Origin of the sequence: Pararoseomonas sp. SCSIO 73927 (assembly GCF_037040815.1) — a bacterium.
Lineage (GTDB): Bacteria > Pseudomonadota > Alphaproteobacteria > Acetobacterales > Acetobacteraceae > Roseomonas.
The window spans coordinates 1681145-1703686 of the sequence record NZ_CP146232.1 but is presented as its reverse complement, the minus strand read 5'-3'; the positions used below and the strand labels follow the sequence as shown (position 1 = coordinate 1703686).

Here is a 22542-nt window from a genome sequence, read left to right as displayed (position 1 = left end):
AGCCCTTTCATCCCCTTGCCCCCGCCGGACAGCTCGGCCGCGAGGGGTCTTGGATCTGCCGGGATGAACCCCGGGGATCATGCACCGCCCGCCCGGACCGCCCCCCGGCCGTTCGGCCCGGTCGGCATGATCCCCGCCCGTGTCTTTCCCCGGCGCGGGTGCCGCAACAAGCTGCGGGCGGCCGCTCGACTTGCGTTGAGGGGACAGCTACTAGGCAGAACTCAACAGGCATGTAGGGCTCGTGTCGCAGGTTGCGCCCTCCACACGCCCCGCTTCGCCCTCCCCTGCGCTTGAGCAGGAGCGGCCCCGGTGGCTTCCCTTCGCCGAGGCGTTCACGATCCTGCTCCTCATGGCGATGGGCCTCTGGGCCGTCCGCCCTCTGCTGGAGGAATGGGGCCTGTTCGCCATCTATGCCAGCTCGGGCCTGTCCTACCTGTTGGGCACCTTCTCCGTCGTTGCGCTACGCCCTCTCCACCTAACGCCCTCTGCCCTGCAATGGATCCTGGGGGGCGGGCAGGTATGGGGGGTCGGCGTGGTGGCCGCCCTTCTGCTGGCGACCCGGTATGCCGTGGCGCGATGGGCTGTTGCGCCGGTGCTGCCGCCCGTCCAGCGATGGGCCTTCGCAACGGCCTGCACGGTCCTGGTCGGCTGGCCGGCACTATGGCTCGGCCGGTTCCACCCTGCGCAGTTCTCCGCGACACTGTTCTTCGTCCTGCTGGGCTGCGGTCTCCGGCTCTGCATCCGGAACACCGTCCTGCCCCACGTCATGGGCGCGCTGAGCCTCTGCGCGCTTCTCATGACCTATCAGGCGGTCGCTCTCCTGGTGTGCACCATCCCCTTTCTCGCCGGCCTGTGGGTGCCTCCGGGGAAGGCCGGGGACATGCCGGCCCGCCTGCGTCGGGGCGCCAGATCCGCGATCATGGTGGCGACGGGCTTCGCCCTCTACGCGCTCTACGTGGCAGTGATCTATGCGACCATGGACGGCGTCTATGAGCTGGCACTGGCGGCGGGAGTGGTGAGGTCCAATCCGGTGGCGCTGCTGCTCGGCAACATCGCCACCGTCTACGGGGCAACCTTCGGGCGCTCCCCGGAGATCCTCGGCTTGCTCATGGCCCTGCTCTGCGCTGCCGCATCCGGACCGGAGCCGCGGCGCGGCAGGCTCCATGCCCTCCTGGGCTCGCTGGCCGTGCTGCTGCTCCCGCTGCTGTCCCTCACTTACATCCTTCCCGCTCACCTCCAGGATCCCGAGCGCGCGATGTTCCCGATCGCCTGCGGCGCCACGGTGCTCCTGCTCGCCCTCCTCATGGTCGGGAGACCCGGGCGGATCGCCAGCCCGCCGTGCATCCTCCTCGTCGCGGCCCTGCTGGCCTCCGGGGCGGCGTCCGCTCATCAGGCCCGTGCCAGGTGGAATTTCCAGAAGGACATCGGCGCGCAGGTCGCGAACCTCGCGCGGACCTCCGGGGCCGGGCGCATCCTGTTGCGCGATGAAACAGGGCTGCTCGGCGACGTCTACACCTATCTCGGCAACACGCTGTCGGAGGCCCTGCTCGTCCTGGGCGTCAGGTCATGGGTCAACCTCTGCACCCCGGATGGCGTGGACCGCATTCACCCCGATGCCCTCCGGTACCCGATCGCCACCACCCCGCGCTGCGCAGCACCTGCCGCGCAGGACACGCTGGTCGCGGTCGCGCGGATGCAGGGGGGCAAGGTCGTCATCGAGCGTGCCCCCCCTGGAACCGCAGGACAGTAGGGCATCGGGCGACCGCTCGACGGAGATTCGCGGGACCGCTACTACGCAGCATCATCAAGCAACGATGCAGGACCAGCCTTGTCGCAAGCCGCACCGATCGCGCCAAGCGCTTCCCTTCCCCTGACGGCAGGGCAGGAGCAGGACCGGCCTTCCTGGCTTCCCTACGCCGAAGTTCTCACTGTCCTGGTCCTCGCGGCGGCGAGTCTCTGGGCCGTTCGCCCCCTGCTGGAGGAGTGGGGGTTGTTCCGGGCCTACAACGCTGTCGGGCTGGGATACCAGGTACAGATCTTCCCGCTCCTCTCGATGCGCCCGCTGCACCTGACACCCTCGGCCCTGCAATGGCTCGTCGGCGGCGGGCAGGTCTGGGGGGTCGGCATCGTCGCTGCCCTCATGCTGGTGGCCCGGTACTACGTCGTGCGATGGGCCGTCACGCCGGTACTGTCGCCCACCCGGCGATGGGCCTTCGCGACGGCCTGCACCGTCCTGATCGGCTGGCCGGCATTGTGGCTCGCCCGCTTCCATCCTGCGCAGCTTACCGCGACGCTCCTCTTCGTCCTGCTCGGCCTGTCCATCCGGCTGAGCATCCGTCGCGCGCTCCTGCCCTACATCCTGGGCGCCCTGAGCTTCTGCGCCCTCCTCATGGTCTACCAGGCCCTGGCCCTCCTGGTCCTGACCCTTCCGATCCTTGCCTGCCTGTGGGTACCCCCTGGGCAATCCGCGGACATGCGGGCCCGTCTCCGCCGAAGCGCGAGGACGGCGGTGATGGTCGGATTGGGCGCCGTCCTGTACGCGGCCTATGTCCTGGTGATCTACGTCGTCATGGATGGCGCGTACGAGGTGTCGGTGGTCACGGGCAGTGCCCAGACCGGCTTGACGGCACTGCTCAGAAACATCCCCCTCATCTACAAGGCGGCTTTCGAGCGCTCCCCCGAAAGCCTCGGCCTGTTAATCATGCTCCTTTGCATCGCCGCCCACGCGTTGAACCGCAGGGGAGGAGCCGCGCACGCCGTTCTGGGTATTCTTGCCGTCCTCTGCCTTCCCCTGCTCTCGCTCATCTATCTGAACCCGGTTCATATCCAGGATCCTGAGCGGATCATGTTCCCGATCGCGTGTGGTGCGGTCGTGGTGCTGTTCGGACTCTTCGCCCTGTCGGTGGAGGGGAGCGACGGGCGGCCCATCCACATCGTCTTCGTCGGGGCGCTGCTCGTCTCCGGCCTGGTCTCCGCTTCGGAAGCCCGCGGCAGGTGGAACTTTCAGAAGGATCTTGCGAAGCAGGTTGCGGAGCTCGCGGCAACCACCGGCAGCAGGGAGATCGCCCTGCGGGACGAGACGGGATTGCTGGGGGGGATGTACACCTTCTTCGAGGGCATCCTCTCCGACGCCGTCGCCGTGAGCGGGGTCGAGGTGCGCGTTGGCCTCTGCACCTCGTCCGGCGTGGACCGCCTCTACCGCTACACCAACCAGTACCCTCTCATCCCGCGCTGCTCAGGCTCGGGCGAGCAGAACCCGCAGGTTTTGCAGGCCGTGGCCCGGATACAGGGAGAGAGGATCGTCATCGAGCGCGCAGTACCCCGGGGCGCCGGGCAATGACCGACAGGGGGCGCCTCTTCGAAGCGTTCTAGACCCGCGCCAAGTACTCGCCGAGGATCCCGGTCGGGACGACGACCATCGATCCGCCGCCTACTTGGCCTGCCACGTGGCCGATGTGGATCGATGGCCGCCCAGGCGCCATCCGATGGCCAGAACAGACGTGCCATGTCCACCTCCTGATCAGCCGAACCCGATCAGGAGGTCGAAACACCGAGAAGCCAAGCAGCTCTTTGAGGCCCCTTCTCAGGACGAAGATGGGATACGCCGGGCGTAGGACCGTTGCGGATCGAAGGGCGGCCGCCCCTCCTTCCACCCGTACTCGAGATAGTGCGCCAGGCCGGACGGGAATACTCCGTCCTTCACGGCAGCAGCGACGTCGGCGAAGGTCTCGCAGTACCAGTCCTCGGAGAAGCCGGGGACACCGGCCTCGTCCGCAGCGAGCTGCTCCTCGGCAGGAAGAGGCAGAGCCAGGCCGGGCTGCTCGAACCAGGGCAGGGCATTATGCGGCTGGTGTCCCGGCGTCCGGCGAATGACCAGCGCGTCCTGATGATCGTCCCAGCCACGATCCTGATAGGACTGCAGGGACAGGGGGCTGCCGGCAAGGAGCCTCTCATACCACTGGCGCGACACGAGCGAGATGCCGTAGGCGGGGTTGCCGCCGTAACCGCGGTAGCCGTAGCCATCAACCAGCCATTGCCCGAGCAGGCCTCGCGCTGCAGGTTCGCCCAGCCCATAGTCCCACGACCGCAACCGCGTGGCCACGTAATCACCATGGCTCGTCACGATCAGGCGCGACTCCGTCCCCATATGGCGCAGCGCGAAATCCAGGAACTGACGGGTCTGATGCTCCGGAAGATGAGTGAGGAGGGAGCCCACCCAGATCAGATCGAAGGTTTGCCCGAAGTTCAGGTCGCGGAAGTTGGGCTCGGAATAGACGCCGCGCGCGCCGAAGGTTGCAGCAGCGAAGTCGACACCGGCACGATCCAGATCACAGACCGTGATCATCGCACGCGGGTACCGGGCGCGCAGGACGCGAGTGACCCGCCCAAATCCGCAGGGAAGGTCCAGGATAGTTTGCGGTGCAGGCGAACCGAGCAGCGAAGCATCGATGACGGAGAGAGCGGACAGGCCGACGTGCAGGTAATGCTCGGAACTGCCCGCGAACATCGTGTCGGCGGGCGACACCGCGGTGATAAGGTCTCGCAACGGGTAATCGTCAGGCCGGGTCAGGTCAGGCATTCACGAGGGCTCGCAGGAGGGGTTCTCGTATAACAACTGCGATGATGTGACGCCAGGGAACGTGAAGAGCGCCTGATGCGCGACTGGAAGGCTTACGCGACCCCGATGCGGGAGCATGAGGTTGTCGGCCAGAGGAATGGGCCGGAGAGAAATGCGAGTTCGCAGTTTTGGGGCGTGGCGGATCGTCCGACGGGACGGGGTGCAGGGCTTGTCCGGGACACATTCACCGTGATAAAAATTCACAATACCGCGTTTGCGACTTTGCGGTGCAGATTGCGTCTTGCTCGGCCAAGGCCGGTTCGGACAATGCCGTGTTTACACACGACCAATGCAGGGCCTGAATGACGACAGCCTCGGGAATGCGTCAGCAAGCTTCGACCGGCGCCAGATCGACCGAGAGGGAACGGGTCAGCGGCAACGTCTCCGCTTCGGGTTTCACCATCGACGGCCCTCTCCTGATCAAGGCGCGCCGCTTTGGCGACCACCGAGGCTATTTCATGGAGACCTACAGCCGGCGTGACTTCGAGGCCGTAGGCGTCTCGGATGCGTTCGTCCAGGACAACCAGTCTCTCTCCGCCACTCTCGGGACCCTCCGGGGCATGCACTTCCAGGCCCTGCCGCATGCCCAGGCGAAGCTGGTCCGGGTCCTGCGGGGCGCTATTCTCGACGTGGTGGTGGACATCCGCCGTGGCTCGCCGAGCTTCGGGCACCATGTGGCGGTGGAGCTCGCTGCCGACAGCGGGGAGCAGTTCTATGTGCCCGCCGGCTTCGCCCACGGCTTTCTCACCCTCCGCCCCGATACCGAAGTCGCCTACAAGGTGACCGACTACTACGCTCCGGACTGCGACCGGGGGATGGCCTGGGACGATCCCGATCTCGCCCTGCCCTGGCCCGACTTCGCGTCCCTCGGGCTGCCGCAAGGGCCTGTGCTCTCGGACAGGGATCAGCGGCACCCGCGCCTGCGCGACCTGCCGGCCTATTTCTGAGCGCCCCCCCCATGCGCGTGATCGTCACTGGTGGTGCCGGTTTCATCGGCTCTGCTCTTGTTCGGCACCTGGTTCTCGAGCTCGGGCACGAGGTGCTCGTGGTCGACAAGCTCACCTATGCCGGGGACCGCCGGACGCTGGCCCCCTGCGAGGGCCGCCCCGGCTTCGCCTTCCTGCAGGCCGACATCTGCGACGCCGAGCGGATGCGCGCCGCCCTCGCCGACTACGCCCCCGACGCCGTGCTGCACCTGGCCGCCGAGAGCCATGTGGACCGCTCCATCGCCTCCGCCGCCCCCTTCATCCAGACCAACGTGGTCGGCACCTTCGCCCTGCTGGAGGCCGCCCGCGCCCTGGTGGCCGGCTACGACGCCCCCCGGGCCGCGGCCTTCCGCTTCCTCCACGTCTCCACCGACGAGGTCTTCGGCTCCCTCGGCCCCACCGGCGCCTTCACCGAGAGCACGCCCTACGACCCGCGCTCCCCCTACTCCGCCAGCAAGGCCGCCTCCGACCACCTGGCCCGCGCCTGGCACGAGACCTACGGCCTGCCCACGATCGTCACCAACTGCTCCAACAACTACGGGCCCTACCACTTCCCCGAAAAGCTCATCCCGCTCGTCACCCTCAACGCGCTGGAGGGCAAGCCCCTCCCCGTCTACGGCGACGGCGGCAACGTGCGGGACTGGCTCTTCGTCGAGGACCACGCCCGCGCCCTGGCCGCGGCGCTGACCCGCGGCACCCCGGGGCGGACCTACAACATCGGCGGCCGCGCCGAGCGCACCAACCTGCAGGTCGTCCACGCCATCTGCGACACCCTGGACCGCCTCCGCCCCCGCTCCACCAACGAGGGCCCCACCAACGAGGACCCCGCCGACGAGGGCCCCGCCCCGCGCCGCGACCTCATCACCTTCGTCCCCGACCGCCCGGGACATGACCGCCGCTACGCCATCGACCCCACCAGGGCCGAGAGGGAACTCGGCTGGCGCTCCACCCTCACCTTCGAGGAGGGCATCGAGCGCACCCTGCGATGGTACCTCGACAACGAGGCCTGGTGGCGACCCTTGCGCGACACATACGCCGGAGAACGCCTCGGACTCCTCCCCGACAACAAGAAAGACACGGCATGATGCGCATCCTCGTGGCCGGCCGCACGGGCCAGCTCGCGCTCGAGCTGCTGGATCGCCTCCCGCGGGACGGGCACCAGGTGATCGCCCAGGAAGCGCCGGAACTGGATCTGACGGACCCGGCCTCCATCGCCCGCGCCGTGGACGCGGCCTCCCCGGACGCGGTCGTCAACGCTGCCGCCTACACCGCGGTGGACAAGGCCGAGAGCCAGCGCGACCTCGCCTTCGCCGTGAACGCGACCGGCGCCGGGCTCCTCGCCGGGGCCGCCGCCGCCCGCGGCCTGCCCTTCGTCCACCTCTCCACGGACTACGTCTTCCCCGGCGACGGGGGAGCGCCCTATGCCGAGGACGACCCGACCGGCCCGACCGGCGTCTACGGCGAGTCCAAGCTGGCGGGGGAGCAGGCGGTCATGGCCGCCAATCCCCGCAGCGCGATCATCCGAACGGCGTGGGTCTGCAGCCCGCACGGCAACAACTTCGTCAAAACCATGCTGCGCGTCGGCCAGGAGCGCGAGACCGTCTCCGTCGTGGCCGACCAGCACGGCGCACCGACCTTCGCCGCCGATCTGGCCGACGCCATCGCCCGCATGCTGCCGCGCCTGGCCGCCGCCCCGGCCGGCGACGAGGCCTTCGGCGTCTTCCATCTCACGGGCGCCCCGCACGCCACCTGGCACGACTTCGCCGCCGCGATCTTCGAGGGCGCCGCCGCGCGCGGGGTCCGGACGCCGCAGCTGCGCGCCATCACCACCGCCGAGTACCCGACCCCCGCCCGCCGTCCCGCGGACGGGCGCCTGGACTGCGGCCGCATCGCGCGCGTTCACGCCATCCGGCCTGCGGACTGGCGCCAGTCCCTCTCGCGCTGCCTCGACGCGCTCATCGGCCCCGATGGGAACAGGGCATGAAGGGCATCATTCTGGCGGGTGGCAGCGGCACGCGGCTGTACCCGGCGACGATGGCGGTGTCGAAGCAGCTGCTGCCCGTCTACGACAAGCCGATGATCTACTACCCGCTCTCGGTGCTCATGCTCGCCGGGATCCGCGAGGTGCTGATCATCTCCACCCCGCACGACCTGCCCCTGTTCCAGCGCCTGCTCGGCACCGGCGAGCAGTGGGGCATCCGCCTCTCCTACGTCGCCCAGCCCAGCCCCGACGGCCTCGCCCAGGCCTTCCTCCTGGGCGAGGAGTTCCTCGCCGGCGCCCCCTCCGCCCTCGTGCTGGGGGACAACATCTTCCACGGCTCCGAGCTGGACGGGCGCCTGGCCGAGGCCCGCGCCAACGGCCCCGGCGCCTCCGTCTTCGCCTACCGCGTGGCCGACCCCGAGCGCTACGGCGTGGTCGAGTTCGACGAGGCCTACCGCGCCCTCTCGCTCGAGGAGAAGCCGGCGCGCCCGCGCTCGGACTGGGCCGTCACCGGCCTCTACTTCTACGACGGCCGCGCCTCCGAGATGGCCCGCCGCGTCAGGCCCTCCGCCCGCGGCGAGCTCGAGATCACCGACCTCAACCGCCTCTACCTCGAGGAGGGCAGCCTGCGCGTCATCCGCCTCGGCCGCGGCTACGCCTGGCTCGACACCGGCACCCATGACAGCCTGCTCGAAGCCGGCGAGTACGTGCGCGCCATCGAGAAGCGCACGGGCATGAAGGTGAACGCCCCCGAGGAGGTCGCCTGGCGCATGGGCTTCATCGACGACACCGCCCTCCAATCCCTCGCACAAGCACAACGCAAGAGCGGCTACGGCCACTACCTCGAAGGCCTGCTCAACCAACGGCGGTGACCCTCTTCCCAGTGCCGCCGACGGTTGCTAAGGCGTTCCGGTGAACGAAGCGCCGTGACCAGTCCCCCGCCCATCGTCTCCGGGCCATCCTCTCCCGTGCGAGCCGAGGAGGGATGCGAGCCGGTCGTTACCGCCGCCGCGCTGACCAGCCAGATGCGGCGGGACAGGAAGCGCCTGAAGGACGTGCAGGCCGAATTGGAGGTGCTGCGCGGCCAGGTCCTGCGCATGCAGTCGCACCCTGCCCGCCTTGCCCTGATGCGGGCTCGCCGGATCAGGCAGCGGCTGGCCTCGTCGATCCCCAGCCTCCTGCGGGGCTCCCGCACCAGCGCAGAACAGCCGGCGGCGCAGAAATCCCCGCCTCCACCGGCCGCGCCGCGACCGGCCAGCCGCGGGCAGGTCCTGGTCATCGACGACCACTGGCCGCAGCCGGACCGTGATTCGGGCTCGGTCGATATCGTCAACCTTGTCCAGTGCCTGCGGGAACTCGGCTTCGACGTCCGGCTCGCCGCGGCGCGGGACCACGGGTACCCTTCCCCGGCCCGCGACGCGCTGGACGCCCTGGGCATCCGATGCCTCACGATGGCCGATGCCCCCTCCGTGGAAGCCTTCCTGAGGGACAGAGGCGGATCCCTGGACCTCTGCGTCCTCTGCCGCGTCTATTGCGGCGGCCGGTTCCTGGAGCAGTTGCTTCGGGACGCGCCGCAGGCCCGCATCGTCTTCAACTCCATTGACCTCGCCTTCCTGCGCGAGGAGCGGCGGGCTCTGCAGGCGGGCGACGAGGCCAGGCTTGCGGCCGCCGGGATGGTGCGCGAGCGGGAGGAGGCAATCATCCGGGGGAGCGACGCCACGATCGTCGTCTCCCGGGCGGAGCTGGATCTGCTGGCGCAGGGGATACCGGAGGCCCTGGTGGCGGAGCTGCCCCTCGCCCGTCCCCTCGCCCCGCCCACTGCGCCCTTCGGCCGCCGCTCGGGCATCGGCTTCATCGGTGGCTTCGCCCATGCCCCGAACGTCGATGCGGTGCGGCACTTCCTTGCTGCCATCTGGCCCCTCGTCCTCCGCGACCTTCCTAACCTCGAGATGACCATTGTCGGCAGCGATTTCCCGACCGGGCTGCTGGAGGGGATCCCCGGCCGGGTGCGCGCCCTCGGGCACCTGCCGGACATAGGCCCGTGGTTCGAGGGGCTTCGCCTCACCGTGGCCCCACTCACCTTCGGCGCCGGGGCGAAGGGCAAGGTCGCCTCCAGCCTTGCCGCCGGTGTGCCCTGCATCGCCACGCCCGTGGCCGCGGAGGGCATGTCGCTGCGCGACGGCGGTGGCGTGCTGATCGCGGACGAGCCGGAGGCGTTCGCGGCCCGGCTGCGGGAGGCCTATACGGACGAGGTCCTGTGGGGCCGGCTCTCCGCCGAAGGCCTGGGCTATGCCGCCTTCCACCTCTCGCTCGATGCCTGGCGGGCCAGGCTGGATGCGCTACTCCGAACGATAGGGCTATAGCCCGCCTGTCCGGGCCGGGTCGGTGGTTCAGCCTCCGACGTGGTGCTAAGGGCAAGTCCTTCGCGAACCCGGGAACATCGGACGGAATGGCGCTCGCAACACTTGAAAGGGAGCGCTGGGCTGCTGCGGTCCGGCTCGCCGCGTGGCTCGGCATCGCCGGGTTGAGCCTCTGGCTTCGGACAGGCTTCCCGGTGCACGCGATCGGCAGCGCGGAGGCCGATGACGCGCTCTTCATCCGGCTTGCCCGCTCTCTTCTCGCCGGCGAGTGGCTCGGCCCCTATGATAACCTCACCCTGGCCAAGGGGATATTCTATCCCCTTTTCATCGCCACCTCGTCCTTCCTCTCCATTCCGCTGCGCGTGGCGGAGCAGGCCTGCTATCTCGGCGCTTCCGCCCTGGCGGCCGTCCTCGTGTCGCGCTGCACGGGCCGTCGCTGGCTCGGCTTGGTGATCTTCGCGGTCCTCGCCTTCAACCCGGCCCTGTGGTCGCTCTCCCTTGCCCGGGTCATCCGCGAGAATCTCTATATCAGCCTGTCGCTGGCGCTGGTTCTCCTCACGGTTCTGGCCGCCTTCCCGCCACCCGCGTCGAAGCTCTGGCACCGGGCGGTTCTGGGCGTCTGCCTGGGCCTTGTTGCGGCCGGCTACTGGCTCACGCGGGAGGAAGGCGTCTGGCTCCTGCCCGCCCTCGCCGTTGTCCTCCTCACGGCCCTGGCCGGCCTTCTCTGGCCGAGGTGGAGGGAAGCCGGGCCGGCAGGGGCCAACCGCCTCGTCGTCCGCCTCTCCGCATCGGCGCTGCCGCTGCTCCTGGCCGGGGGAGTTTTCGCCGCGGGGCTCAGTACGGTGTCCTGGTTGAACGCCGCCCATTACGGCGTGAGTGGGAACAACGAGTTCAAGTCCAGGGCCTTCGAGCGCGGCTACGGCGCCCTCTCACGCATCCGGCACGACCACTGGCGCCGCTTGGTCGTGTTCCCGCGCGATGCGCGCCAGCGCGCTTACGCCGCCAGCCCTGCCGCACGGGAACTGGAGCCGTACTTCGAAGGGGCCGGAGGTGAAGGATGGCGCCGGGTGGGCTGCACGCAGTCCCTGATGCCCAGCGCGGTGGAATGCCCCGAGATCCTCGCGGGCTGGTTCATGTGGGCCTTGCGGGATGCCGTCACCGCCGCGGGGCATGGCCGCTCCGCGGTCGCTGCGCGCGACTTCTACCTGCGCCTGGCGTCCGAGATCGACGAGGCCTGTGACAGCGGCCGGCTGGACTGCCTGCCCCGCCGCGCCACACTCGCACCACCCTTCCGCGTCGAGTACCTGCGCCACGCAGCCGGCGCGGCCGTCACATTGTTGGAGCGTCTGGTCACCATGCGGGAGGGCCCCGTGGGGTCGGCGCCCAGCATCGGCCCACGCTCCGCGATCCAGGTTTTCGCCGATGCGGTCGGACCGGTCTTCCCCCCCGATGGCCCACAACGGCGGCTGCAGGGCTGGGTCGGCGCCACGGCCGGCCGTCCCGACATCAGCCTGCGCGGGCCGGAGGGAGTCACGGTGTCGGCCTCCGTTGCGCGCTGGCCGGGCGACTACATCCGCAGCACCTACCCCGACATGAACGGCCTCGCCTTCGCACTAGAGACATCATGCCCGCCCTCGCAGTGCGTCATCGTCGTAGAGGTGGAGAATGGCCCGCGCGTGAGCCTTCCCTGGGACAGCGCGCGCCAGGGCATGATCCTGGATACCGGGACGGTCCGGCTCTACGGCGACCTCCTGACGAGCCTGGACACCGATCGGATGGGATCGCGCCGGCGCTCCGTGCAGACGAGCATTGCCGGAGTCATCGGCGCGGGCTACGCCAACGGCTTCCCTGTCCTGGGAGGGCTGGGCCTCATCGGCCTGCTGCTCGCCCTGGTCCGCCACCGCCGCCGGCCCGTGCCGGCGTGCCTGATCGCGCTCATGCTCGGCTGCGGCGCGGCATTCTCGGCCCGCCTGGCCCTGCTCGCCTATCTCGACGCCACCTCAATCCCTTCGGCGAACCTCCTTTACCTCTCGCCGGCTTTGCCCTTCGTCATCATCTTCTCGGTCCTCGGCACTTGGCTCGGCTTCCGTGCCCTGAGGACGGACAGGGCAGAGACACCGGGGTAGTCCCGCGCCCGGGTGACCCTGCTTTGTGGATTCAGGAGCCTCGCCCTATAAAGTCGCGCGCCCAGTCGGACGAAGGGCGGGGATGGGCGAGGACAGATGGCTGAGACGATGCCGGATCCAGTTCAGGATCTCGCGATCGGCGACGAGTTGACCTGGAATGCGGTGCGCATCGCCGAGCCAGGTCCGTGGGTCGGCCACATCCCGTTCGCTTTCTGGCTGGTGAAAGCCCTGCGCCCGGCAAGCCTCGTAGAATTGGGGACCCATTCCGGCAACTCGTACTTCGCGTTCTGCCAGGCCATCGAGGCGTTCTGTCCGGGAGCCCGCGCCTATGCCGTGGATACATGGCAGGGTGACGAGCACGCCGGACATTACGGTGAGGAGGTCTACGCCGACGTCGCTCGCTTCAACGCCGCGCACTTCTCCCGTTTCTCCACCCTGCTCCGCATGACGTTCGACGAGGCGCGCGGCTACTTCCCCGATGGAGGGCCGGATGGCGGCATCGACCTCCTGCACATTGACGGTCTGCACAGCCACGAAGCCGTCCGCCAAGATTTCGAGACCTGGCGCTCCACTCTTTCGTCCCGTGGCGTCGTCCTCTTCCACGACATCAATGTCCGCGAGCGCGGCTTCGGCGTCTGGCGCCTCTGGGAGGAGTTGCGCGCCGAGTATCCTGCCTTCGCGTTCGATCACTCCAACGGTCTCGGCGTGCTCGGCGTCGGGCCGGAGCAAGCGCCGGCCCTGCGCACCCTTTTCAGCCTGGATGGAGAGCGGGCAGCGGCCTTTCGCCGGCAGGTCGCCATGCGTGGCCAGACTTTCCAGCGCCAGGCGGAGATCCTCGCCCTGCGCGGCCAGATTGCCATCAAGGATGCCCATATTGCGGACCTGACCGGCCAGATCCAGGCCGCTGCCGGGAACGCGGAAGCCGCCCGGGCGGAGTTGGGCGGGAAGGCCGAGACGCTGCGCGCGGAACTGGCCTGGAAGGATGCCCTGCTACTCACGCAGCGCGAGGTAACCGCCGCCAAGGATGTCATGATCGCGTCGCTCGGCGACGCCGCCGCCGCCCGTGCCGCGGCGCTCGCGACGCGCGACCGGATCATCGACGCGCGGGATCAGCTCGCCGTCGCCCTCAACGCGGATCTGCGGAACCAGAGGCACGAGTACGAGGTCCGCCTCCTGCAGGCGCAGCAGGACCGCGAGGCGATGATGGCGGAGGTGCGGCATCACTCGGCTCGCGCCGAAGCGGCTGCTGCCTCGGTCGACGCGACCGCGCAGGCCGTCGCCGCCCGCTACGTCAGCTCCACGTCCTGGCGCATCACCCGGCCCCTGCGTGTGGCGGTGCGGCTCCTGCGCGAACGGCGCCTTGCACCATCGCTCTCACAGCCGAGCCTGCCCCCGCCCCTGCCGGCTGCTCCGCCCCCGCAGGCCGAGGCGCCGGCAGCGGAGGCGCCCGCGGTCCCGTCGGTGAAAGCGGCGATGCGCGCCACCCTGTCCGCGCGTCTCAGCGCCTTCCTGGCCACCACCGCGCGCCTGGAACTGCCGCGGGCCGAGGCGCCCGAGGTCAGCATCATCCTCGTGCTCTACAACCAGGCGGAGCTGACCTTCGGCTGCCTTGCCTCCATCGCGGAGACGCTCTCGGGCAAGGATGCGCCGGGGATCGAGGTGGTGATCCTCGACAACGGCTCGGCGGACCGCACGGACCAGCTGCTGGACCGGATCGATGGCGCGACGGTCATCCGCAGCGAGACGAACCTGCACTTCCTCAAGGGCGTGAATCGCGCAGCCAGGTCCGCCACCGGCCGCACCCTGCTGCTCCTGAACAACGACGCGCAGCTCCTGCCCGGCGCCGTCGCGTCGGCGCTCCGCACGCTGGATTCTGCCCCCGACATCGGCGCGGTGGGCGGGCGCATCATCCTGCCGGACGGGACGCTGCAGGAGGCGGGCTCCATCCTCTGGCGCAACGGTGCCGCCTCCGGCTTCGGCCGCGGCGACGACCCGAACGGGCCGGACTACATGTTCCAGCGCGACGTGGACTACTGCTCCGGCGCCTTCCTCCTCACGCCGCGCGCGGTGTGGGAGGAGCTGGGCGGCTTCGACGAGCGCTATGCCCCCGCCTACTACGAGGAGACTGACTACTGCCTCCGCCTCTGGGAGAGCGGGCGGCGCGTGGTCTTCGACCCGGACGTGGCGATCATCCACTACGAGTTCGGCAGCTCCGCCTCCTCTGACGCGGCGTTGGCGCTGCAGGCCGCGAACCACCGCATCTTCACCGAAACCCATCGCGCGTGGCTGGACGGCCAGTTCCCGCTGGATCCGATGAACGTGATCGCCGCCCGCACCACGCGCTCTGATCGGCCACGCGTGCTGGTCATCGAGGATCGCGTCCCGAAGGTGGAGCTCGGCACCGGCTATCCGCGCGCCAACCGCCTGCTTCACGAGCTGGTGCGGGCCGGCGCCGATGTGACGCTGTTCCCGGTCTTCCGCCATCCCGAGACCTGGCACGGCGTCCGCCGCGCGCTCGACAAGCGCATCGAGGTCCTGATCGCGGCCGAGATATCCCAGCTCCGCGCCTACCTGAACGCCCGGCGCGGGCACTTCGACGCGATCATCGTCTGCCGCCCACCGAACATGGCGTCCTTCGAGCAGGCGATCGGCGCGGAGCGGGACCTGATCGGGCAGGCGCGCGTCATCTACGACGCCGAGGCGCTGTTCGTCACTCGCACGCTGCAGCGCCGGACCGCCAGTGGCGATCCTGCGCCGGATCAGGAGCGGCACGAGATGGTCGCCGCGGAGGTCGCGCTCACGCGGCTCGCGGATTCCGCCCTGTCCGTGTCCGCCTCGGAACAGGAGACGCTCAAGGCCTATGGCGCAACGGATGTGCATGTCCTCAGCCACGCCATCGACGACGAGCCCCTGCCCGGCGCCTACGAGGAGCGCGACCAGATCGTATTCCTGGGCGCGGTCCAGTCGGATGACGCGCCCAATGCGGACGCGGTCCGCTGGTTCGCTCAGGACGTCCTGCCCGCCCTTCGCCGCCATCTCGGGACAGAGGTGAGGCTCACCGCCATCGGCATGGTCGAGGCACCGAGCGTGCGCGCACTCGACGGCACCGCACTCGACCTCAAGGGCATGGTGGAGGACTTGCGTGGGGCGCTGTCCCACGCGCGCGTCATGGTGGTGCCGAGCCGACTGGGCGCGGGTATCCCGCTCAAGGCCCTGCAGGGGGCGGTGCTGGGCATCCCGATGGTGGTCACCTCGCTCATCGCGGAACAGCTCGACTGGAAGGACGGCCGGGAGGTGCTGGTCGCCGACGACGCGGCCGCCTTCGCCGCCGCCTGCGCCCGCCTGTACGGCGACCGGGCGCTATGGGAAGCGCTGCGCTGCAACGCGCTGGAGCGGGTCCGGCAGGACTGCTCGCCGGAGGCCTTCACGGCCACGGTGCGCGCCCTGGTGGCCGCCATGCCGATCACCCGCCGCAGGCCCGAGGCGCTCGTGGAGGCGGAGCGCCGGCGCCCCGCGCCGCCGCCGGCCGCCGGTGAGCCGAACACCAGCCGTCCGGCCGAATCCGACTACAGCTTGGCCATTCCCTTCGACTTTCCGCCGCTTCCGGTACCGGCGCCGCGCATCGCCGTGATCTGCCACCTCTATCATCCCGAGATCGGGCGCGAGGTTCGCGCCTACCTGCGGAACCTGCCCGTTCCCGCGAACATCTTCCTCTCCACCGACACCGCCGAGAAGGCCGCGATCATCCGCGCCTGTTTCGCGGACTGGGAGGGGGGGCGCGTGGAGGTGCGGGTGGTGCCGAACCGCGGCCGCGACATCGCGCCGAAGCTCGTCGGCTTCGCCGATGCCCATGCGGATCACGACCTGGTGCTGCACCTGCACTCCAAGAAGTCGGAGCACGCGCATTTCCTGGCCCCCTGGCGCAGCTTCCTCTTCGAGAACCTGATGGGCTCGCGGGAGGGCGTCGCCAGCATCCTCGACGCCTTCGCGCGCCTGCCGGGGCTCGGGATGATGGCGCCGCAGCACTACGAGGCGATCCGCCGCTGGATCGGCTGGAACGGCAACTACGACGCCGCGAAGGAGCTTGCCGCGCGCATGGGCATCGCGCTCTCGCCGGTGCGCGCGCTCGACTTCCCCTCGGGCTCCATGTTCTGGGCCCGCCCGGCCGCGCTGAAGCCCCTGCTGGACCTGAACCTGTCCTTCGACGACTTCCCGGCGGAGGGCGCGCAGCTCGACCACACGCCGGCCCACGCGATCGAGCGGCTCTACTTCCTGGCCTGTGAGCGCAGCGGCCATGCCTGGCTCAAGATCGCGCAGCCCGCGCTCTACGCGGAGACGGGCACGATCGTCACGGCGCGCAGCCCCCAGGAGCTGGACCGCTTCCTCGGCGAGCACGGCGCCGCGCTGACCGGGCCGGTGATGCTGCCGGTGCGGCAGGAGCCCGCGCCCCTGGTTACCCGGGTGCCGCCGGGCCTGGCGCGCCGCCTCGCCGCGCGAGGGTTCTGAGCTTGCTCGGCCTGTTCCGGAAGGCGCGGCTGCCCTCTGCGGGCGCCGGCCGCGTCTCTGTCGTGATCCCGCTCTACAACCACGCCGCCTATATCGGGGCGGCCGTGGAGAGCGCCCTGGCCCAGGGCCCGGTGCTGCGGGAGGTGATCGTCATCGACGATGGCTCGACCGATTCCTCGGCCGAAACGATGCGGCAGGTTGCCGTGCGCGACCCGCGCATCCGCTTCCGCAGCAGGCCGAACCAGGGCGCGCACGCCACCATCAACGAGGGGCTGGACGAGGCGACAGGCGAGTTCGTCGCGGTCCTCAACTCCGACGACGCCTACCTGCCCGGGCGGCTGGACGCGCTGGTGCTGCGGCTGGACGCGGAGCCGGGCGCCGCCCTCGCCGCCTCCGGCATCGCCTTCATGGACGGGAACGGCGCCCCGGTGGAGAACGGCTGGTACCGGGAGGCCATGGCGTTCCGCGAGGGCCGGGACACGGCCACCGCGCTGGTGAACGCCAACTTCCTGATGACGACCTCCAACTACCTGTTCCGGCGCGACCTGCCCGGGCGGATCGGCGGCTTCGCGGCCCTGCGCTACACGCACGACCTGGACTTCGCCCTGCGGGCCCTGGCGCTGGGGTACGGCATCGCCCTGCTGGAGCAGCCGCTGCTGTGCTACCGCCAGCACGGCGCCAACACCATCTCGGAGGACCATCGGAAGGTGCGGGTGGAGTGGGCCGCCTCCGCCGCCGCCTATCTCACGCTGCTCTGGGACCGGCCCGGCGCGCCGGAGCCGGACTGGGACGCGGCGGGCGGAATGGCGGAGGTGCTGCGGCGGCACGAGCTGACGCGCATGGTGCCGCCCTGCATGGCCTACCTGCGCCGTCACGGTGGCGGCCGGCTCGACACCAGCCCCCTGCTGGCGGACGAGGCCTTTCGCGCGCGCATGCTGGACTGGGCCTGATGCGGATCCTCTTCCTCAGCAATCTCTACCCACCGAACGTCGTCGGCGGCTACGAGCGGCTGTGCCACGAGGTGGCCTCGGACTTCGCGGCGCGCGGCCACGAGATCACGGTCCTGACCAGCGCCCATGGCGGCAAGGTGGCGGAGTACCCGGGCCAGCGCGTGCTGCGGACGCTGGAGCTGCTGACGGGCAGCGAGATCTACATCCCCTTCCCCGGCACGGCGGAGGACCGGGCCGCCGTGAACGCGCGCAACCTGGAGCGGCTGCGCGCGGTGCTGGACGAGGTGCGGCCGGACGTCGTCTTCGCCTGGAACCTCTTCTTCCTCGACGCCTCGATCCTCGACGCGCTGGAGGCGAGCCCCTACCGCACCGTCGTGATGCTCACGGACAACTGGCTGCTCGTGATGCGGAACCCGGCCTTCGTGGCCGATTTCTTCCGCGAGATCGTGCACGGCCCCGGCCGCTTCGTGCCGCCCCCGCCGCCGCCGGCCTGGCGCGCCATGGCCGGGCGGGCGAAGCGCCGCCTGCAGCGGCTGGCCGGCATCACGCCGCGGGGCCAGCTGCAGGCGGTCTTCGGGGCGCGCTTCATGCGGGATTTCTACGCCGCGGGAGGCACCTATTTCCGTTCCCACCGCGTGATCCACAACGGGGTGCGCCAGTCGCCGCGCACCGGCCCGGCGCCGGACCGCGCCGCCACGGTGCGGCCCGGCCATCTGCGCCTGCTCTTCGCTGGCCGGCTGGTGGATCTGAAGGGCGCCGATACGGCGGTCGAGGCTCTCTCCCTGCTCAACCCGTCCGAACTGGGCGTGGAGCGGATCACCCTCACGATCGTGGGCGACGGGCAGGACCACGCCTATCTCGAGCGCTTCCGGGCCCTGCTCGCGGCCAGCCCGCGCGCGGCCGACATGGTGATGGAGCCGGTGGTGCCGGAGGCGGAGCTGCCCGCGCTGTTCGACCGCCACGACATCTACCTCTTCCCCTCCCTCTACGAGCCCTTCTCGCTCACCCTCATCCACGCGCTGGCCTGCGGGATCCCCACCATCGCCTCCGACATCGGCGGCAACCCGGAGATCGTGGAGGATGGGCGGAGCGGCCTGCTGTTCCGCAAGGGCGATCCCGCCTCCCTGGCGGAAACCATCGCCCGCCTCGCGCGCGATCCCGCGCTGCGGCAGCGGCTGGCGCTTGGCGGGCAGGAGGTGAGCCGGCAGTTCACCTTCGAGCGCATGACGGAAGCGATGGAGCGCTTCCTGAAGACCGCCGAATGACGCCGGAGGCCCTGGCCGGCCGGCGCTGCCTCGTGCTCGGCGCGGGCGGCTTCATCGGCTTCAATCTCTGTCGCGCCCTCGCAGCTGCGGGGGCGCAGGTGCACGGCTTCGGCCGCGCGCCCGACTTCGCCGAGAACCCCGCGGCGGAAGCCTGGACCGACGCGGAGTTCGGCGACCACGTGGCCCTGGCCAGGGCGCTGGACGGGGTGGAGGTGGTGTTCCACCTTCTCGGCGGCAGCGTTCCCGGCGAGGCGGAGCGGGACCCGGCGGGCGACCTGCGCACGAACGCCGCGGCGTCGCTGGAACTGCTCAGCCTCTGCGAGGCCGCCGGCGCGCGGCGCCTGGTCTTCGTCTCGTCCGGCGGCACCGTCTACGGCCCGACCGCGGTGCTGCCGATCCCGGAGGACCATCCCACGAACCCCATCTCCGTCTACGGAGTTCACAAGCTGCTGGTCGAGAAGCATCTCGGCCTTCGCGCCTATCGGGACGGCATGCAGGCCATGGTGCTGCGCGTCGCCAATCCTTACGGGCCCTATCAGCGCCCCGGCCGCGGGCAGGGGCTGGTGCCGAACCTCATCCTGCGCCGCCTCTCCGGCCAGCCGATCGAGATCTGGGGCGACGGATCCACCGTGCGCGACTACCTGCACGTCGATGACCTGGTCCGCGCCATGCTCGCCGCGGCGGTCTATCAGGGCCGCCATCGCGTGATGAACGTGGGGTCCGGCACCGGCCGCTCCGTGAACGAGGTCGTGGCCTCGGTGGACGAGGTGCTGGGCCTTCAGGATGCGGAGGTGCGCCACCTTCCCCATCGGCCCGCCGATGTTCCGCGGAACGTCCTAGACGTGTCCCGCATCCGCGCCGAGCTGGGATGGAGCACGCGGGTGGGATGGCTGGAAGGCCTCCGCCAGACGGCGGAGTGGCTGCGCCAGACCTACGGGACCGGCGGCGTTCCCGCCGTTGCAGTTCGGGCCCCATGACATCCATCCAGCCCTACCCTGCCGGATCCCCGGGCCGTCGCCCACGCCGTACCGTCCTCTGGGAGATCACCCCCCCGGCCCACGCCGTCGGGGCCTGGAACCGCATCGCCTTCCCGGTGACGGGTGCGACCGAAGGCACGCTGCTGATCCTCGTGCTGACGGATGGGCGGGGCACCGCGCCGGACATCTCCCTCTACCTGCCTCCGGGTCCGGAGAGCGGGGACTGGCAGGTCCTGGCGGCGGTACCGCCAGGGACGGGCGTGGTACGCCTAGTTGCCATCGGCCCTGAGGCCGTGGGGGTTCGGGCGGGCGAGCCGCGTTTCATGCGGCTTAGCCGGGCGGTGGCTTCGGCCTGGCTGCTGGCGCGGACACCCTTCCGCTCGCTCCTCCCAATCCTTCGGAAGCTGCCTCGCCCGGCATCCTTCTTCCGAGGCTTGCGCGAGCTGCTGGCGGAGATGAGCCGGGCCGCCTATCCGCCGCCGGCGCACTACCACGAGTGGGTCCGGCTTTTCGACCGCTGGTCCGGTGAGGATTTCGACCCGGAGACACCCCGGGCGTCGCTGGGCTACGTCGTCTTCGCGGGAGGCGCGACACCGGACGCGCTGGCAGCCACCCTCGCCAGTCTCGACGCCCAGCCGCAGCCGCCGCCGCGGATGGTTGTCGCCGGCGCCTCCGGAGGCGACCTGGCCTCGTGGCTCGCCGCGCAGGACGTGGACTACCTGGGCCTCCTCCAGGCGGGCGAGGTTCTGCCGGCCCATGTCGGCTGGCTGGCGGGCGAACAGCTGCTCGCCCTCGGTCGCCCGGACATCGTGGTGGCGGATGAGGATGACCTGTCGGGACAGGGAAGCCGCCACGCCCCCCGCTTCAAGCCGGTGCCCAGCCACGTCGCCATGCTGTCCGGCCTCCCGGCGCAGGGTCTCTGGCTCGTCTCGCGCGGCACGTTGCAGCGGCATCTTCCGGCACCCACCGCGCGGGCGGAGGCCTTTCGCCTCGACCTCTGGCTGCGGCGGTACCGCGCCTCGCCGGATCAGTTCAGCGCGCGCATCCCCTACATCCTCTCCCACCGCCGCGCGGACACCGGGACAGCGCTCCCGGCGGAGCTCGCCGCTCTCGTGGCGGAGCACCTGGAGGTCTGCGGTCCCGCCCTCCACTGCTCTCCCGGGGAGCCGCTGCGCTTCGCCCTGCGGGACGACGCACCGCTGGGGCATGTGACGGTCATCATTCCCTCCACCCTGCGGCAACCGCACTCACTCGGCTGCATCAGCGCCGTGCTGAGGGATACGGACTACCCGGCCATGGATGTCCGCGTGGTCGTGATGCAGCGCGGCCCGCTGGATGCCGCGCAGCAGGCCGCCGCGAAGACGCTGCTGGCCGATGACCGCGTGACGGTCATGCCTTTGCAGGCGCCCTCCTTCAACTTCTCGGCCGCGAACAACCGCGCGGCCACCGGGGCGCGCGGCGAGCACATCCTGCTCCTGAACGACGACGTCTCGCCGATCCGGCCGGACTGGCTGCGCTGGATGACCGCCTTCATGAAGGATCCGCAGGTCGGGATGGTCGGGGCACGCCTGATCTACCCGGACGACCGGGTTCAGCACGGGGGAGTGATCATGGGGCTGGCCGGCCTCTGCGACCACGCGCACCGCTTCCTGCCGCGCGCGGAGCCCGGCTACATGTCCCGCGCCGTCGTCTCACAGGAGCTGTCGGTCGTCACGGGCGCCTGCATGCTCGTGCGGCGCACCCTGTATGAGCGAACGGGCGGACTGGACGAGGCTTACCCCAGTGCGTTCAACGACGTGGATTTCGCACTGCGCGTCGGCGAGACCGGCCACTCCGTCGTCTACGCCGCGGAGGCCGAACTCCATCACCACGAACTGCAGACCTATGGAGACCACTACGCCGGGGAGCGCCGGGCCTCCGAGACGCTGGAGGTGACGCGCATGCGGCAGCGCTGGGCGGAGGTCGTCGCGGCGGACCCGTTCCACAACCCGAACCTCAGCCTGGCACCGTTCATGGAATGGCAGCCAGCCTTCCCTCCTCGGCTGGCGCTGCATCAAGGGTAGACCCTATCCCGCTCTCCGGGGCGGGCCGGGCGGCACCGGAGGAGGGAGTGGCAGCGACGGCGACGGGCGCGACACGGTCCGGCGCGGGCCGGGCCGGTCCGAAGGGGCCGGCGGCATCTGCGGCCAGAGCAGGATGAGGCCGGCCAGCAGCCCTGCCGGCACCAGCCCTTTGCAGAACGGCCGCGTCGCCCTGCTGCGTCCCGGCCCGCGCGCGCGACGAGGAGCCCGGCTCGGCTGCACCGTCACCGGCGGCGCTTCCCAACCTCCGCGCCGGAACAGCGCGTCCGCCCGCGCGAGGTCCGAGACCTGCAGCAGCAGCACGCCCACCCGCGCCGCCAGGGCGTGGGCTGCGGGCGTGTAGGTGGCGTTGGAGACCACCGCCGCGAGGTCCGCCCCGGCGAAGCCGCGGCCGGCCAGTGCCTCCTGCACCGCCCGGTTGCCGACCGGCCGCGCGTGCAGCTTGCACTGGAGCACGACGGAGCGCCCGCCCTTGCGTGCCAGCACGTCCACGCCCTGGTCGGCGGAGCCGCGGCCGAGGGTGACGGACCAGCCCCGGGCCGCGAGAAGGTTGGCGCAGTGACGCTCGAAGTCGCGCGGGGAGAGGTTGGCGGGCAGTTCCGACGCCGCGGCATCGTCGCGGAGGAGAAAGAGGACCGCGAGGGCGAGGAGCGCGACGGAAGCGAGAAGAATCCCCGTTCCCATGGCGACTC

The 22542-nt window shown here is 70.4% G+C and carries 15 protein-coding genes; 13 read left to right on the top strand and 2 right to left on the bottom strand.

Annotated features, from left to right (window positions below; genetic code table 11):
* Positions 1–349 precede the first annotated feature (349 nt).
* Positions 350–1750 carry a hypothetical protein gene (locus tag VQH23_RS08095; protein WP_338665122.1) on the top strand — a complete coding sequence of 467 codons (1401 nt, stop codon included), beginning with the start codon at positions 350–352 and terminating at the stop codon, positions 1748–1750.
* Between the two features lie 78 nt (positions 1751–1828).
* Complete coding sequence (locus tag VQH23_RS08090) at positions 1829–3340, top strand: hypothetical protein (protein WP_338665121.1); 1512 nt, start codon at positions 1829–1831, stop codon at positions 3338–3340.
* Positions 3341–3583: 243 nt separating this feature from the next.
* Here the strand turns inward: VQH23_RS08090 and VQH23_RS08085 are convergent, their stop codons facing one another.
* Positions 3584–4579, bottom strand: coding sequence for a class I SAM-dependent methyltransferase (locus VQH23_RS08085; RefSeq protein ID WP_338665120.1), 996 nt, complete (start codon positions 4577–4579; stop codon positions 3584–3586).
* 440 nt (positions 4580–5019) lie between these two features.
* Between VQH23_RS08085 and rfbC the strand changes: the two genes are divergently transcribed.
* The 11 genes from rfbC (at position 5020) to VQH23_RS08030 (ending at position 21832) form a co-directional block, all read left to right on the top strand.
* Entirely contained in the window at positions 5020–5565 is a 546-nt protein-coding gene (gene rfbC, locus VQH23_RS08080; RefSeq protein ID WP_338666072.1) for a dTDP-4-dehydrorhamnose 3,5-epimerase, read from the top strand.
* 11 nt (positions 5566–5576) lie between these two features.
* The gene (gene rfbB / locus VQH23_RS08075; RefSeq protein ID WP_338664186.1) at positions 5577–6689 is read left to right on the top strand and encodes a dTDP-glucose 4,6-dehydratase; all 1113 of its coding nucleotides are present in this window, start codon (positions 5577–5579) and stop codon (positions 6687–6689) included.
* Entirely contained in the window at positions 6686–7588 is a 903-nt protein-coding gene (gene rfbD, locus VQH23_RS08070; protein ID WP_338665119.1) for a dTDP-4-dehydrorhamnose reductase, read from the top strand. The genes rfbB and rfbD overlap by 4 nt, the downstream gene beginning before the upstream one ends.
* Positions 7585–8457: a glucose-1-phosphate thymidylyltransferase RfbA gene (gene rfbA / locus VQH23_RS08065; protein WP_338665118.1), complete on the top strand. Its 873-nt coding sequence runs from the start codon at positions 7585–7587 to the stop codon at positions 8455–8457. Before rfbD ends, rfbA begins: the two co-directional genes overlap by 4 nt.
* A gap of 96 nt (positions 8458–8553) precedes the next feature.
* On the top strand, positions 8554–9948 hold the full coding sequence (locus VQH23_RS08060) for a glycosyltransferase family 4 protein (RefSeq protein WP_338665117.1): 1395 nt from the start codon (positions 8554–8556) through the stop codon (positions 9946–9948).
* An 86-nt stretch (positions 9949–10034) separates the two neighbouring features.
* A complete protein-coding gene (locus VQH23_RS08055) occupies positions 10035–12071 on the top strand; it encodes a hypothetical protein (RefSeq protein ID WP_338665116.1) in 2037 nt (678 codons plus the stop codon).
* Between the two features lie 96 nt (positions 12072–12167).
* Entirely contained in the window at positions 12168–16577 is a 4410-nt protein-coding gene (locus VQH23_RS08050) for a rhamnan synthesis F family protein (protein ID WP_338665115.1), read from the top strand.
* 2 nt (positions 16578–16579) lie between these two features.
* Positions 16580–17527 carry a glycosyltransferase gene (locus tag VQH23_RS08045; protein ID WP_338665114.1) on the top strand — a complete coding sequence of 316 codons (948 nt, stop codon included), beginning with the start codon at positions 16580–16582 and terminating at the stop codon, positions 17525–17527.
* Positions 17527–18792: a glycosyltransferase family 4 protein gene (locus VQH23_RS08040; RefSeq protein WP_338665113.1), complete on the top strand. Its 1266-nt coding sequence runs from the start codon at positions 17527–17529 to the stop codon at positions 18790–18792. Before VQH23_RS08045 ends, VQH23_RS08040 begins: the two co-directional genes overlap by 1 nt.
* Positions 18789–19769, top strand: a complete 981-nt coding sequence (locus VQH23_RS08035) for an NAD-dependent epimerase/dehydratase family protein (RefSeq protein WP_338665111.1) — start codon at positions 18789–18791, stop codon at positions 19767–19769. Before VQH23_RS08040 ends, VQH23_RS08035 begins: the two co-directional genes overlap by 4 nt.
* Entirely contained in the window at positions 19766–21832 is a 2067-nt protein-coding gene (locus tag VQH23_RS08030; RefSeq protein ID WP_338665110.1) for a glycosyltransferase, read from the top strand. The genes VQH23_RS08035 and VQH23_RS08030 overlap by 4 nt, the downstream gene beginning before the upstream one ends.
* Before the next feature lie 3 nt (positions 21833–21835).
* Here VQH23_RS08030 and VQH23_RS08025 read toward each other — a convergent pair whose 3' ends face one another.
* Complete coding sequence (locus VQH23_RS08025) at positions 21836–22534, bottom strand: restriction endonuclease (protein ID WP_338665109.1); 699 nt, start codon at positions 22532–22534, stop codon at positions 21836–21838.
* Between the last annotated feature and the right edge of the window lie 8 nt (positions 22535–22542).